This is a genomic window from Coprococcus intestinihominis, from assembly GCF_040096555.1.
GTDB classification, from domain to species: Bacteria; Bacillota; Clostridia; order Lachnospirales; family Lachnospiraceae; genus Coprococcus_A; species Coprococcus_A intestinihominis.
This window is the reverse complement of record NZ_JBBMEK010000064.1, coordinates 1-13,699: the sequence shown is the minus strand read 5'-3', so window position 1 is coordinate 13,699 and position 13,699 is coordinate 1. Positions and strand designations below refer to the sequence as shown.

The window sequence follows — 13,699 nt, the reverse complement described above, 5'->3', positions numbered from 1 at the left end:
GCAAAGCAGGTCTGGAACTTGGTATTCCTGAGTACCTTGTATACCGTCAGCCATTCCCTGGCCCTGGCCTTGGTATCCGTATCATCGGCGAAGTTACCGAAGAGAAAGTTAAGATCGTACAGGAAGCAGATTACATTTACCGCGAAGAAATTGCCAAGGCAGGCATTGACAAAGGTCTTGGACAGTACTTTGCAGCACTGACCAATATGCGTTCTGTCGGTGTCATGGGTGACTTCAGAACCTATGATTATGCGATTGCACTTCGTGCGGTCAACACAAGTGACTTCATGACAGCAGAAGCTGCACAGCTCCCATGGGAAGTACTTGCAAAGGTTACAAATCGTATTGTTAATGAAGTAAAAGGTGTTAACAGAGTTATGTACGATTGCACAGGAAAGCCTCCGGCGACCATCGAGTTTGAGTAGCTTGAAAAATCGCGGAAAAGCCCATAAATAAAGGCTTTGCGGGGTGTCGAAAAGACCAAATGGAGTGCAAATGGAGTTTAAAAATTATTTTTTTCTCTTGTTTATATTCCAGATTCACCTGCAAATTTCGTGAAATCGGTTATTCTCATAAAATAAAATTAGAGTAAATATGAAGAACAGTTTGTTTTGATTGAAGTGATTTTCGTCAAGGCAGACTGTTTTTTTGTTGCCTGCATTTAGAAAACAGATACCACAGAAAGGTTCTTTACTTTCGATGAGCTTAAACTCCATGACACAGTAATCACACTGATGGAGAATTAAAAAACAAGAAAATTTGATAAATTTCGGAAAATGATGTCCGATTTTGCATCTGCCAGTACAGAGTATATGAAGAGATAAATATTCAAAACACAGGAGGTACTGATTATGCAGAATAAATTATTTTTAAAGGCAGCCGATATATGTGAACTTCTGGAAGTAAAACAGACATCGGCTTATGAAATCATCGGAAATCTGAACAAGGAACTGGAAGAACAGGGCTACCTGACGCTTAGAGGAAAAGTTCCGACAAAGTATTTTGTGAAGCGTTTCTACGGAGTAGAAGATACTTGTGAGATTCCACAGGAAGAGGGAAAGGAATGGTTTCATGCGTAAGAGAAAAATGTATTTATCAGTGGAAGACATTGCAGAACTCTTTGGATTATCAGTTTCGTTTGCTTACCGGGTAGTGGAAAGAATGAATGCCGATCTGGCAAGCAAGAACTATTATGTGATTCTCGGTCGGGTGCCAACCCGCTATGTAGAGGACAAGATCTATGGTCTGGAACATGTTGAGCAGTATTTGAAGGAGGATAAAGCGGTATGAGTATGATGCAGGAAAAAATGTATATGGATGTGGATGATGTGTGTGCAATTCTTGGAGTTTCAAAAACTTATGCATATAGTCTGATGCGAGAATACAACAAAGAATTGAAGGCAAAAGGCTATATTGTAGTAGCTGGAAAAATCTCTACGAAATTCCTGGCAGAAAAGATTTATGGCATGAAAGTCGAGGATTAGCAATGGGGGTTTACAAAGAAGGAAAAAACTGGAAAGTACAGGTCTATTACAAAGACTGGCAGGGAAATCGGAAAAGAAAACAGAAAAGAGGATTCAGGACCAAGGGTGAAGCTAAGGAATGGGAAAGAGATTTCCTGCAACAGCAGAGCCAGGGTGTGGATATTGAATTTGGAAATTTTCTGGAGATTTATTACAAAGATATGGATGTCCGTCTCAGAGAAAACACTATGTACACGAAGCGATATATTATTGACCTGAAAATCAAGCCTTATTTTGAAAAGAAGATTCTCAGTGAAATTACGGTGGCAGACGTCCGTGCATGGCAGAATGAGTTGCTGACGTATAAGGATAAGAATGGAAAAGGATATTCTCCTACTTATCTGAAAACAGTGAACTGCCAGCTGACTGCAATCTTCAATTATGCAATGCGGTATTATAACCTGCAGGATAATCCCTGCAGGAAGGCAGGAGCGATTGGCAAGAGTAAAGGAGAACCGAAGGACTTCTGGATGCAGGAAGAGTTCAATGCTTTTCTGGAAACAGTAAGTGATAAGCCGGAGACAAGAATGGCGTTTCTTTTGTTGTACTGGACCGGAATGCGTATCGGTGAATTGCTTGCACTTACTTATAATGACATCAATCTTGAAGAGAAAACCATATCAATCAATAAATCTTATCAGAGACTGAAAGGAAAGGATATGATCACGCAGCCGAAAACTCCAAAGAGTATCCGTGTGATTACGATGCCGGATTTTCTTGCAGAGGAATTTAGGGAGTATTGCAGTCATTTGTATGGAATTATGAAAAAGGAAAGACTTTTTCGGTTTACCAAATCGCATATGGAACATTGTATGGCTACCGGAATCGAGCGGTCTGGTGTAAAGCGGATACGACTTCATGATCTCCGCCATTCCCATGTTTCACTTTCACAGGGTTATTTCTGGGACAGTCTATCTGACTGCCTCAGATAACCCTTTTTCTTTTGCCTCACGTTCCGCCTTTTCACGCTCATATTTGCGACGCATATAAGTACGGTTCCATGCACGCTTACGGCGTTTGCGGTCTTCTTCTTTTATCTGTTCAGGTGTAAGCTCCGGCATCGGAACATCCAGCTTACCCACATACTTGAGATAAATATCAATCTGCTGAATTCTGTCACCGGTTGATTTGTCTGCTTCGTGTACCACGATTTTATCAACAAACTCATGAATCATAGGAGTAGTAAGTTCTGTGAAATCTGTGTATCGGTGTACAAGTTCAATAAACTTATCTACATTATCAGCATTCTCCTGATAGTCATTAAAAGTCTTTTCTAAAGCATCTACTGATAATTCCAATTCATTTTGTTCCGTTTCGTAGTCAGCCAAAAGCATTTCAAACCGCTTGTCACTTAGCTTCCCATTTACATTGTCCTCATAGATTTTCTTAATGAGGGTATTTAATTCTTTGATACGTTTCTGCTCTCTGGAAAGACGTTTTTTCAGTGCTTTGGCTTCGCTTTCCTGTTGAAGCTCCGTAGCACTGCGAACCTTTTCGATAAACTCGGATTCATGCTCCATCACATAAGTGCTGGTAGCTTTAATAACTTCCAAAAGCAAATCCCTGATAACATCCGTGCGGACATGATGCTGTGTGCATCTGTTTTCAAACTTGCTCTTTGCCTTACTGTAGGTGGAGCAGGTGTAATTGTCCTGTGCATTGGTGTACTTTCCGGTAGGATTACCATCCTTATCCCTCTTTTCATAACCGCCGGTGCGGTGGTTGAACATCTTAGCACCGCAGTCAGCACAATATACCAGTCCGGTCAGAGGATTGATGTCACCTTTCTTGGTGGGACGGTGCTTGGTTTCACGGATTTTCTGAACAGTAAGCCATGTTTCTTCGTCCACAATCGCTTCCTGAGTATTCTCAAAGATAACCCAGTCCTCCGGTGAATTATGCACAGAATGTTTATCCTTGTAGGATTCCTTTTTGGTACGGAAATTTACTGTATGCCCCATATATTCAGGTTTTCTTACAAGGTCTGAAATCGTAGAAGCAGTCCAAGTGAATGGTCTGTTCATGTCACAGCTTCCCCGACAGGTTCCAAGTCCCTGCTTTGCAAGATAATAGGAAGGTCTTTCAACCTTTTCATCCTTCAGAATCCTTGCCACCTGCATCGGTCCGTTTCCCTCAATGATAAGCTGATAAATACGTCTTACCACTGTGGCAGCCTCTTCATCAATAATCCAATGGTCTGGGTCATCAGGGTCTTTCTTGTACCCGTAAATTGCGTTGCTTGTCAGATGTTTTCCATCCATTCCCTTATTATGAAGTACGGATTTGATTTTCCGGCTGGTATCACGTACATACCACTCATTCATAATGTTAAGAAATGGGGCAAATTCGTTACTGCCATCGTTTAGAGCACTGTCCACATTGTTGGAAATGGCAATAAATCGCACATTTTTCTTTCGAAACAGCACTTCCGTATAAAAGCCTACTTCAAGGTAATTACGTCCGATACGGCTCATATCCTTTACGATAACGCATCCTACAGTGCCATCTTCAATATCCGCAAGCATACGCTTCCAGTCAGGTCTGTCAAAATTGGTTCCCGACCAGCCATCATCCGTATAGTGACGTAGGTTGACAAATCCCTGCTCGGTTGCAAATTTCTCCAACATTTTCTTCTGATTTATAATACTGTTGCTGTCACCACTCAGTTCATCATCACGGGATAATCTCTCGTAGAGTGCAGTGATTTTGTTAAGTTCCGGTTGTTTTGTTTTCATAAGATTCTCCTTTCAAAACAAACAACCAGCTTATCTGTGGTTTTATTCTACCACGAATAAGCTGGTTTGTGTAAAAATAATTATTGTCTCACTAATAGGAGAAATCCGAAAGAAAATCGGAACTGTTTTGTAAAACTTATAAATTTTAATTCCCCCGAATTCGGGGGAATTAGAAAAATGCAATTGAATTACTTCAATACCTTTGGATTTTGTTCTTCCAAAATGGACATTTGATGTATGGCAATCTTATTTAATTTTATCAGACGTTCTTTCTGACTTAATCCGTCTTCAATCAAAACTGCATTGATATTTTCCATGTTGGAAAGACAAATCAATTCATTAATGCTAGCATAATCTCTGATATTCCCCTTTTTGTCAGGATGTTCTTCACGCCACTGCTTGGCAGTCATACCAAACAATGCCATATTTAATACATCTGCTTCGGATGCATAGATTACAGAGGTCTGCTGTGGTGTAAGCTCAGCTGGAATCAGATTTGTTTTTATGGCATCTGTATGTATTCGGTAATTGATTTTTGCCAGCTCTCTTTTCGCACTCCAGCCAAGTAAAGCTTGTTCTTTCTTTTTTAACCGTTCAAATTCCTTAATCAGATACAGCTTAAACTGAGGAGATACCCAACTTGCAAACTCAAATGCAATATCCTTGTATGCGTATGTTCCACCATATCGTCCAGCTTTAGCTATGATACCTTTTGAATTGGTTCTGGTTACCCATTGCTTAACCGACATAATGAAACGATTCAGACCAGCTTCCTGCATAATTTCTTCATATGCATGGATATCAAAATCTTCGTTATACATTTCTTCCCATATACCAAGAAATTCTATTGTATTTTTATTACGAAGCCACTTCTCAATCAATGCCGGTCCGTTATCAATTTTTCGCACCATATCTGTTAAAGAAATATAATCATCTTCTTCAATCTGTAATACCTGTATTTCAGTACCATCGACATTGAGTTTTTCCATAAATCAGCCGTCCTTTCTTTATTCTTTATCCTTCGCCCGGCTCTTATACACATTATACTGGTTCTTGCATTTGCCGCTGCAGAATACGCTGTTTGGTCTGTTGGCAATAAAAGCATTGCCACAATGCTTACATACCCGGAGTGTGGATTTTTCATCGGTAAGCATAAAGGAAAACATCATCTGCACACCAAGTAAGAGGGAGTGGAAATCCCAGACAATGGTAGGTCGGTCAAGCAGCTCTATGTGATAGGTTGGTGCAATACCGCCAAATGCCGCCATGCCCTGACGGTAAAGCTGTTTTTGCATATCATCCAGCATGTCAAAGTCCTGATAGTAGAGAAAGCTTGACATAAAGGTAAATGCCCAGTCTTTAAATAAAGTCACAAGCCAGTCATACCGTTCTGCATATTCTTTCTGGAAACTCATCATTACTGCCTGCGATTTGTTTTTCATGGTCATAATCAGTGCCATCATCTGCACATCGTCCGTACTCCATGAAGATTCCATCCCTTTTTTTACAAAATCAATCTTATCAAAGGGAAAGAAGTAAGAAAGATATTTTTCCGTAGTCATGCTTTCCTCTTTGATGAAATGGTTCTTCGGCAAATATACCGCATGGTAGGTAATAAAGTCCGGTGTGGTAGGAAGTGCTGTCATAAATCCAAGCAGTCCGTAACAGGTAACAAAATCCATAATGGCACTCTGCAAACGTTCCTGTGTATTATTTTTGTCCATGCACATCAATCCAAGGTTTACCGCCTTTAATACAATCTGCTCCGAATCCTTTAGCGGATTATAAAGAGACACTTTCGCATCCGGTGAAGGTGTGATGTACAACGTACCTTCTTTATCTTCCTTCCATTCATATTTGTCATAACGTGCCCAGTTGGAGCTGGTTCTCTTAAATAGGTTACTCATAAAAGCCTCCAATCTGTCTGCTCTAAAATGTAATCTGTATCATTGGAAAATATATTACTATCATACCAAGCATGTCCTACAAGGTCAAATGGTATTTGTGATTTCTTTCGTTTTCTTATTCTTTTTATCCGTAATCAGTGACCGATAGGTATCATAAAAAATCTGCTCCGTCTTCGTAAGGGAAATGTGATTATCCACTCTGTTTTGTAGTGCCTGCATAAAGGATTTACGAAGCTTTTTTAACATGGTGTCACGGATTTTTCGGATATTTCTGTCGGTCTGCTCTCTACATGCTGCAATTAACTGGCAGGAGTATCCCTTAATGGCAAGCTGATATAAAAGCTCCTTCTGTACATCTTTTAACGCAAAGATTGCTTTAGAAATATCCTCGTCTGTTACCAGCTCATGTATTTCAAAGGGGCAGTCATAAATGGCATCAAGGAAATCCCCTTTCAGTATCTGCTTCCAGAAAACATGCCGGATGGGAGCAGGAATTACAATCTCATCCGGTGACATTCCCCATTCAAGGGGAACATCCGATCTTCCTATTTCATGGTAGCGTTCCTTACGTTCCCGGTTGGCATCAAACCTGTTCCACCATGTAACCACATTTGCAAATTCCTCCTCGGTTCTGGCAGAATCCTCAAGACGTGTCAGTGCTTCCTGTTCCAGTTCACGTTTCAGCTTGTTTCTTGTTGATGCTTCCGGTATCCCTGATACTTTCGGCTCATTTTCCATCTCAAGTTCTATTTCAAGAATAGCGGCATTCTCCCGTTCAAGGGCATCCGTCAGGTCATCTTCCGGCATGTCTTCTTCAAAATAATCATTTGTACATTCCTTCAACAGGGATTCACCACCTTTCAAAAAATATTTTCAAAACTTTTATAAAAAACAGTTCCGTTTTGGGACTGCATTTCTCCTATAGGTGAGGAAGTAATCTTATTTATCGAAAAAAGATTACTTAATACCATAAGAAAGGAGCCGGATTTTATGAAGATTTGTCTTATCCGTTGTCGCAGTCCGTCAAAGATACTTTGATTATAGCAAACATATGTTCACATTTCAAGGAGGAGGTGAAATAATTATGGAGCAGACAGCAAGTAAAGAGCAGGCGATGTCCTCTTTTACCAAAAGAAAAGGACAGACCACCTATAAGGTAAATGTGTTTTTCGCAGAGAATACTACAGCTACCTTTGAGGATAAGCTTTTGCATCTGATGGCAAATGATATTGCCAACCGGAAGCAGGGTATACCGGATGCAGAGTAATTGTTGCACAAATCAATTGTTTTTAAGCTGATATTTCATCAGCAGGAAGGAGTTTTGTATGGGTAAATCAACCAAAACCTATGAAGAAAGAATCCAGGAGAAGGATTTAAGGATCGAGAAGCTGGCACAGGAACTGAAGCGTTATGAGGCACAAAAGAAGCAGCTGGAGAAACGAAAGAAGGAGGAAGAACGGAAAATCCGTACCCACCGTCTGATTGAAATTGGTGCGGCGGTGGAGTCAGTTCTTGGAAGATGTATTGAGCTGGAAGAAATCCCTAAGCTGATTGCATTTCTAAATAAGCAGGAAGCCAACGGGAAATTTTTCTCCAAAGCAATGCAAAAAGGTCCGGATACAGATATGAAAAAAGAGGAAGTTGGGGAGTCAGGAGTTTCCTGATTCCCTTCTCTTTTTAGGGAGAAGGGCGCACTTATAGACAGGCAGAGCCTGTCTATTGCGCGCGCTCTGCGAGGCTTATGGGAAGCATCTGGGTTTTAAAAGATAAACTTTCGGAACGGTCTGCTTCCCATAGGAAGAACCCCTCCGGCGTTCTTCCACATAAGAATATGCACTTTTAACGAAGGAGGATATGCACTATGTCAATTTATCATTGCAGTATCAAAATCATTAGCAGGAGTGATGGAAAATCGGCAGTTGCTTCTTCTGCCTACCGCTCCGGCGAAAAGCTCATGGATGACCGCACAGGTCTTGTTCATGACTTTACGAAAAAGCGTGGAGTTGTATTTACAGAAGTTGCACTTCCGGCACATGCTCCGCCGGAATATGCTGACCGGAATGTATTATGGAATGCGGTGGAAAAGGCAGAAAAGAAATCCAACGCACAGCTTGCGAGAGAGATAGAAGTGGCACTTCCAAAGGAGCTTTCAAGGGAATGTCAGATTGAAATTGTAAGAAGGTATGTGCAGGATAATTTTGTTTCCGTTGGCATGTGTGCCGACTGGGCATTGCATGATAAGGGTGATGGCAACCCCCATGCTCACATTATGCTGACCATGCGTGGCATCAAACCCGATGGCACATGGGCACAGAAGGAAAAGAAGATTTATGCCCTTGATGAAGACGGAAACCGCATTCCACTCATTGACCCTGCTACCGGAGAGCAGAAGCTTGGTAAACGGAATGAAAAGCTTTGGAAACGCATTACTGTAGAACCAAATGACTGGAACGAACACAGTAAAGCAGAAATCTGGAGAAAATCATGGGCAGATATCTGTAACGAATATCTGTCTTTGGAACAGCAGATTGACCACAGAAGTTACAAACGGCAGGAGCTGGATTTAGAGCCTACCATCCACGAAGGGTATCGTGCCCGCAAGATGGAGAAGGCAGGCTTTGTTTCTAATCGGTGCGAATACAACCGGATTGTAAAAGCTATCAATTCACTTAAGACAAAATGGTTACAGACAGTCCGTGAATTACAACAGACCATTATAGAGAAAGGACGTTTTTTATATGAACGAATTGCAGGATACCTTGGAGGAAATCATGAAGATTTTTTCCTCACAGGAAGAGATGCTGGACATCATGGAGGAACAGCAGAAGGAGTTGGATTTTCTTCGGAATACGATTCAGAAGCAGGACGAATTGCTGAAGAAATTGAACGAAGAGAATGCCAAGCTGTCGGCAGAGAATCAGGAATTAGCCGGACAGAATCTGCGATTGCAAACACAGAATCAGCAATTGCAGAAATTATGCAAAGAGTAAAAGAGAAAGCGAGGGAACGAGATGAACGAATCAGAAAACTTAAAGAACGAAGACGACTTGTTGAGTCTGTCGGAGACACTTATGGAGGAGAACGAAACTTACCGTCATCGGATAAATCAGTTGGAGAATCAGATACAGACGCATTTATCCGACAGGCAAAAGCTGAAATCGCAGATACAATCCATGCAATCAACTCTGGACGCAATAGCGCAAGAGAATCAGAACTTGAACGCTCATATCGCCAGATTAGCAGAGAGCGATTTGGTACTGGTGGAGAACGAGAAGTTGAAAAAGGAAAATCAGCAGGTGCTGGCAGAGAAAGAGAAGGCTCAGAGAATCTTCGCAGAAGCCGAGAAAAAGGCAGAGAACGCTAATGTTGTCTTAATGAAAGCGAAGGCATTGGAAGCTGATTTTAACAATCATATTTCCGTTGAAGCTAAGCATATCCGCAAGCAAGTAAAAGCAGATATGCAAATACAGTTACAGGAAAAGTTGCGAACGCAAACCGCTACACTTGGCGTATGGACATGGGTAATTGCTTTTATCAGCATTGTTCAAACTGGTTATATCTTTTTTGTCAACAAAGATGTAGTTGCCACCATACCTGATTGGTTTCTGAATCGTGGCAGGAATGTGATGAACATTTCAAATTTGCTTTGTAGGGTGTATCAGTGGTGCTATGAATATCTGGCTCAGTATGTCCATTCCTATGTGGCAGTTGGTATTATTGCTTTAGTGTCTGTTGGGATTGCGGCAGGTGTATTTGTACTTGCGAAAATAGCATTTGACAGGATTACAGAAAAGTGTGATGACCGATGGCAATATTACAAAAACACTGGTGTTGCAGAACTTAGAAAGGCTGTGTCCGTAGCACTTTGTGTTATCAGTGTTACATTGTCAATGTTATCTGTTTCACTGATTCCGGTAGATATTAATGTGCTAAGCTGGTGGCTTATTCTTTCGGCAGGTCTGAATTTTTTGTATCATGGCAGTTGTAAGGGCAGTTACCATTAATGCATAAAAGTACTCCCATGGGCAGATGAAATCTGCTCACGGGAGAGTAATACAAAGGCGGTTCAAACTGGAAGTTGTCAGTCTTTCATCTTTTTTATCACTCACTAATTAACTGTAATCCATTAGGATTTAGCTGATATATTTTATCACACACCTCTTCAATGTACTTTCTATCGTGAGAAATGCTAATGACAGCCCCTGGAAATTCTCGGAGCATTTTTCTTATTACCGGGCCGGATAATGGTGAAAAATTTCTTGTAGGCTCATCCAGAATAAGAACATTCGCACCACTTAAACTCATCCTCAAAAGAAGCACTTTCGCCTTTTGTCCACCAGACAACTCCCGAATAGGATGCTCCATTTCATCTGGCGTGTATTTAAGTGAACCTAGGTATGTTCTAATTCTTGTACGCTCTTCTTTATCTCCTGTTTTATCAAGGTAATCAACCGGTGTAACAGATAGCTCCAACAAATCTTCATAATTTTGGGGCATATATTCTGCTTTAATATCATTCCGATTCATAAGTTCTTCCGCTATCTTTTTTAGAAGAGTCGTTTTTCCTGCCCCGTTGGCTCCTATAATACAGATTTTCTCTGATCCTTTTATTTTCAAATAAATTCCTTCTGCCAAAATTCTTTCGCCTTCTGGAGTCATTAGCTTTGAAAGTTCATATTCTATGACCGTTTTCCCTGTTGGAATGTATGCGTTTTTATCTCCTAATTTAAAAAAGATTGCTTCTTCCTGCTCCGGCATTTGCGTCATATTTTCGTCTTCTCTTTCAAATCTTCGCCCCATAGCCTTAACTGTGTGCATTTTGTCCTTCAAATTCTTTGCCACCGACGGCGCTTGTCTGGAACAATTTGCTAATGCGCTTTGCACACTCTGAGACACTCTTTGATATTTCTCATCTCGAATCTTTTTTTCCCTACGGTCACATAGTGCCCTCTGTTCTTGAAGTTCAAATTTATGAAGCCGTTCCTCCACATAGTTTCTATAGGGAAGCTTGGCCACGGTATATCTCGCTTCTGTTTTTCGCTTAATCTGCTCGATATGTATTACCATGTTGGCGGTACGCTCTATCAATGTTTCATCGTGTGAAATAAAAAGCACAATATGTTTCCATTCATTTATGGTTTTTTCCAGTAATGTAAGCGTCGCAATGTCAATATCATTTGAAGGTTCGTCTAACAATAGCACAGAAACATCGCGAATAAAAAGCCGCATGAGTTGTACCTTGACTTTTTCTCCTCCTGAAAGGCTCCCCATCATCTGACTACTGTAGAAAAAATCATTTTTTATTCCAAATTTTCCTGCAGTAACAGACAGTTCTTTTGGCGTTTTCTCCCAGAATATTTCTTCCTCAGAAAAATACTCGTATACGGTTTTTTTCTTATCTTCATCGGGCATCTCTTGCGGAAGGTAACCAAAACGTTCGTTTCCCATTACTCTTTCCCCATCCGCTTCTATATAGTTTTCTATAAGCGATGGATCATATATCCACTTCATTAATGTTGATTTTCCGTTCCCTTCTTCTCCAATGATAACTGCTTTATCTCCATCATTTAGCACAAGGTTGAAATCATCAAGAATTACTCTCAGGTCTTTTTTATGTGTTAAATTTAATTTCTTTATCTGTAACATAAAGTTCCTCCTTTTCGAAACACGAGTCAATTATTTTTGTACACACAAAAACGAGCCTTTTTTGCATACGCAAAAATAGACTCGCCAAATAGACCTTTATTCCTTTCCCTAAGGAAAAGCAAAGGAAATGCCTCTTGCGATAATCCAACTTAAGCGTACACAAAAATAAACCTATTTTCTACAGGCTCAATAACTATATGTGTCTTACTTAAATTAAATTATCTATTAATCATTTCCTCACCTTACACGAAATGTGCCATCCTTTTTTCTAATGATAATACTATCATACTGTATTTATTGTGTCAACACATTCCACCTTATAGAAGCGCAAATTCAAAGTTTCCATTGCCTCATTTACATAGTCAGGCTTTTCAAAATTCTTACTTTTTGTAAATTTCAAATTTTCGTTTCCCAATGTTTTGCTTTTCTAGCCTTTCCCATTTCTCACAATTGATTTTCTGCTTTTTATCCATGCATACAGCTAAAATTGTATTTTCATGCGAAATTCTCCATAACTGTTCCAACATAGCATCCATGGAATTCTTACCTTGTTCCCATTCCACCAAATTTCCGTATGGAACATCCGTAATAATTATATCAGGCAATATTTCCGGCAAAGGCATCGTACAATCCGCTTGGAAAATCTCTGTCGATATATCATTCCCCAGCATAATGCTTAATTTATCGCAACTATCTAATGCCTCCTTATGAGATTCCTTACCATAAGAATTGTAAAGTTCCTCTATCTCTGCTTTTCTCTTTTTCAAAGCAACATCAGTAAGTAAGGATATATTTTTCTTTGCATGAGCTACCATATCTTCATCAATATCACTACCATATATTTTTCTGATATACTTATTTTGAAAATATCCAAGAATTGTAAGGGAATAGCCTCCCCCACAACAAGGGTCATATATGACTAAATCCTCTTTTTTATTCGAACGCTCCAGTGCCCGACCGTAAATTTCAAGCAACAATCGAATCGGGAAATTCGGTATTCCTTTTCCTCCATAAAGAACCCGACCACTTGCAAAATCCTGAAAATTATCATCTTTACAATATAAATATTCCATTATCTGCTTAACCTATCGCTTTCGTCCAAACTCTTGATTTCGTTTTTACACAAAAACCTTTCCATGCACCCAATTTATCACATCATCAGCCACTTCTTTGGGCGATTTCATTGATATATCCAGCAACTCGTACTTGGTATCCCCCACCTGAGTATGTTCCATAAAATAACGATTATAATCGCATGAACTATTAATCCAGTTCTCGTCCGTTATTCCTCTGCCCTCTTGCATACGTTGTCTCAAAGAATCTTCATCCGTAACTAACGCCAAACAAATAATCTCACTAAAATACCGACTGTTGTATACTTTCGGAAAACGGTCAAGGCATCCCGCCATCGTCCACAAAACCAGTGTCCCTGACTGTATAATATCCTTTGAAATATTAGCAATAATTTCAACCCATTTATTACAGGATTCCTCATCATCCCAGTTTATAAAGCCTGTGAAAATATCAGCATCCAATACTACAAAATCAACTTTTCTCCTCATAATCTCAATCGCCGTAGTAGTTTTGCCTACTCCGCTGCACCCTGTCAGAATAAGTAACGGCAAGGATTTAAACTCCCATTCCGCACCGCATTTCGGGCAACGAAGTTTATTTTCAATTATTTCTTTGTCCCATTCGTAATTCCCACAATTTGAACATATCTCAATCATCCTTACACATCTCCAACTTCAAAGTTACTTTTCCTATAAATTGAACTTTAGCGTATACAAGCATTTACGAATTTCATTGGTACATCCATTCTTTCTGCCACTTGCTCTGGTGTCATGCCACTATCCAAGAAACGTTTACAAACTACTTTTATGTTCTC

The 13,699-nt window shown here is 40.0% G+C and carries 16 protein-coding genes; 9 read left to right on the top strand and 7 right to left on the bottom strand.

The genetic code is table 11. The features are described from left to right. The 5 genes from WMO25_RS06960 to WMO25_RS06940 all read left to right on the top strand — a co-directional run. Positions 1-425, top strand: a 425-nt coding sequence (locus WMO25_RS06960; protein WP_494337436.1) for a GMP synthase (glutamine-hydrolyzing), incomplete at its 5' end; no start/stop codon positions are given. 426 nt (positions 426-851) lie between these two features. Further along, positions 852-1,079, top strand: coding sequence for a hypothetical protein (locus WMO25_RS06955; RefSeq protein ID WP_008705329.1), 228 nt, complete (start codon positions 852-854; stop codon positions 1,077-1,079). Beyond that, on the top strand, positions 1,072-1,290 hold the full coding sequence (locus tag WMO25_RS06950; protein ID WP_008393122.1) for a hypothetical protein: 219 nt from the start codon (positions 1,072-1,074) through the stop codon (positions 1,288-1,290). Before WMO25_RS06955 ends, WMO25_RS06950 begins: the two co-directional genes overlap by 8 nt. Then, a complete protein-coding gene (locus tag WMO25_RS06945; protein WP_024853999.1) occupies positions 1,287-1,484 on the top strand; it encodes a MerR family transcriptional regulator in 198 nt (65 codons plus the stop codon). The genes WMO25_RS06950 and WMO25_RS06945 overlap by 4 nt, the downstream gene beginning before the upstream one ends. A gap of 2 nt (positions 1,485-1,486) precedes the next feature. Next, the gene (locus WMO25_RS06940; protein WP_346793720.1) at positions 1,487-2,455 is read left to right on the top strand and encodes a site-specific integrase; all 969 of its coding nucleotides are present in this window, start codon (positions 1,487-1,489) and stop codon (positions 2,453-2,455) included. On the opposite strand, the gene WMO25_RS06935 is transcribed toward WMO25_RS06940, so the two are convergent. The 4 genes from WMO25_RS06935 to WMO25_RS06920 form a co-directional block, all read right to left on the bottom strand. Beyond that, a complete protein-coding gene (locus WMO25_RS06935; RefSeq protein ID WP_238297847.1) occupies positions 2,435-4,258 on the bottom strand; it encodes a recombinase family protein in 1,824 nt (607 codons plus the stop codon). The genes WMO25_RS06940 and WMO25_RS06935 overlap by 21 nt on opposite strands. A 188-nt stretch (positions 4,259-4,446) precedes the next feature. Beyond that, complete coding sequence (locus WMO25_RS06930; RefSeq protein ID WP_238297848.1) at positions 4,447-5,247, bottom strand: KilA-N domain-containing protein; 801 nt, start codon at positions 5,245-5,247, stop codon at positions 4,447-4,449. 18 nt (positions 5,248-5,265) lie between these two features. After that, positions 5,266-6,165 (bottom strand): hypothetical protein, encoded by a 900-nt coding sequence (locus WMO25_RS06925; protein ID WP_238297849.1) that lies wholly within the window; start codon positions 6,163-6,165, stop codon positions 5,266-5,268. Between the two features lie 84 nt (positions 6,166-6,249). Continuing rightward, a complete protein-coding gene (locus tag WMO25_RS06920; RefSeq protein ID WP_238297850.1) occupies positions 6,250-7,029 on the bottom strand; it encodes a hypothetical protein in 780 nt (259 codons plus the stop codon). Between the two features lie 220 nt (positions 7,030-7,249). Here WMO25_RS06920 and WMO25_RS06915 point away from each other — a divergent pair, with 220 nt between their 5' ends. The 4 genes from WMO25_RS06915 to WMO25_RS06900 all read left to right on the top strand — a co-directional run bounded on the left by WMO25_RS06915 (position 7,250) and on the right by WMO25_RS06900 (position 10,169). Next, positions 7,250-7,432 carry a transposon-encoded TnpW family protein gene (locus WMO25_RS06915; protein ID WP_238297851.1) on the top strand — a complete coding sequence of 61 codons (183 nt, stop codon included), beginning with the start codon at positions 7,250-7,252 and terminating at the stop codon, positions 7,430-7,432. A gap of 58 nt (positions 7,433-7,490) precedes the next feature. Further along, positions 7,491-7,829, top strand: coding sequence for a DUF3847 domain-containing protein (locus tag WMO25_RS06910; protein ID WP_238297852.1), 339 nt, complete (start codon positions 7,491-7,493; stop codon positions 7,827-7,829). A gap of 197 nt (positions 7,830-8,026) precedes the next feature. Next, on the top strand, positions 8,027-9,529 hold the full coding sequence (gene mobQ / locus WMO25_RS06905; RefSeq protein ID WP_238297853.1) for a MobQ family relaxase: 1,503 nt from the start codon (positions 8,027-8,029) through the stop codon (positions 9,527-9,529). Next, a complete protein-coding gene (locus WMO25_RS06900) occupies positions 9,441-10,169 on the top strand; it encodes an ATP synthase subunit B family protein (protein WP_238297854.1) in 729 nt (242 codons plus the stop codon). Before mobQ ends, WMO25_RS06900 begins: the two co-directional genes overlap by 89 nt. A gap of 97 nt (positions 10,170-10,266) precedes the next feature. Here WMO25_RS06900 and WMO25_RS06895 read toward each other — a convergent pair whose 3' ends face one another. From WMO25_RS06895 to WMO25_RS06885, 3 genes are all read right to left on the bottom strand, one after another. Then, positions 10,267-11,811 carry an ATP-binding cassette domain-containing protein gene (locus WMO25_RS06895; RefSeq protein WP_346793722.1) on the bottom strand — a complete coding sequence of 515 codons (1,545 nt, stop codon included), beginning with the start codon at positions 11,809-11,811 and terminating at the stop codon, positions 10,267-10,269. A gap of 380 nt (positions 11,812-12,191) precedes the next feature. Continuing rightward, a complete protein-coding gene (locus tag WMO25_RS06890) occupies positions 12,192-12,884 on the bottom strand; it encodes a hypothetical protein (protein ID WP_118408998.1) in 693 nt (230 codons plus the stop codon). A 45-nt stretch (positions 12,885-12,929) separates the two neighbouring features. After that, positions 12,930-13,541 (bottom strand): hypothetical protein, encoded by a 612-nt coding sequence (locus WMO25_RS06885; RefSeq protein ID WP_235359923.1) that lies wholly within the window; start codon positions 13,539-13,541, stop codon positions 12,930-12,932. Between the last annotated feature and the right edge of the window lie 158 nt (positions 13,542-13,699).

Coding starts and splice junctions, on each gene's coding strand:
- WMO25_RS06955 (WP_008705329.1), top strand. CDS start 852: ATGCAGAATAAATTATTTTTAAAGGCAGCCGATATATGTGAACTTCTG.
- WMO25_RS06950 (WP_008393122.1), top strand. CDS start 1,072: ATGCGTAAGAGAAAAATGTATTTATCAGTGGAAGACATTGCAGAACTC.
- WMO25_RS06945 (WP_024853999.1), top strand. CDS start 1,287: ATGAGTATGATGCAGGAAAAAATGTATATGGATGTGGATGATGTGTGT.
- WMO25_RS06940 (WP_346793720.1), top strand. CDS start 1,487: ATGGGGGTTTACAAAGAAGGAAAAAACTGGAAAGTACAGGTCTATTAC.
- WMO25_RS06935 (WP_238297847.1), bottom strand. CDS start 4,258: ATGAAAACAAAACAACCGGAACTTAACAAAATCACTGCACTCTACGAG.
- WMO25_RS06930 (WP_238297848.1), bottom strand. CDS start 5,247: ATGGAAAAACTCAATGTCGATGGTACTGAAATACAGGTATTACAGATT.
- WMO25_RS06925 (WP_238297849.1), bottom strand. CDS start 6,165: ATGAGTAACCTATTTAAGAGAACCAGCTCCAACTGGGCACGTTATGAC.
- WMO25_RS06915 (WP_238297851.1), top strand. CDS start 7,250: ATGGAGCAGACAGCAAGTAAAGAGCAGGCGATGTCCTCTTTTACCAAA.
- WMO25_RS06910 (WP_238297852.1), top strand. CDS start 7,491: ATGGGTAAATCAACCAAAACCTATGAAGAAAGAATCCAGGAGAAGGAT.
- mobQ (WP_238297853.1), top strand. CDS start 8,027: ATGTCAATTTATCATTGCAGTATCAAAATCATTAGCAGGAGTGATGGA.
- WMO25_RS06895 (WP_346793722.1), bottom strand. CDS start 11,811: ATGTTACAGATAAAGAAATTAAATTTAACACATAAAAAAGACCTGAGA.
- WMO25_RS06890 (WP_118408998.1), bottom strand. CDS start 12,884: ATGGAATATTTATATTGTAAAGATGATAATTTTCAGGATTTTGCAAGT.
- WMO25_RS06885 (WP_235359923.1), bottom strand. CDS start 13,541: ATGATTGAGATATGTTCAAATTGTGGGAATTACGAATGGGACAAAGAA.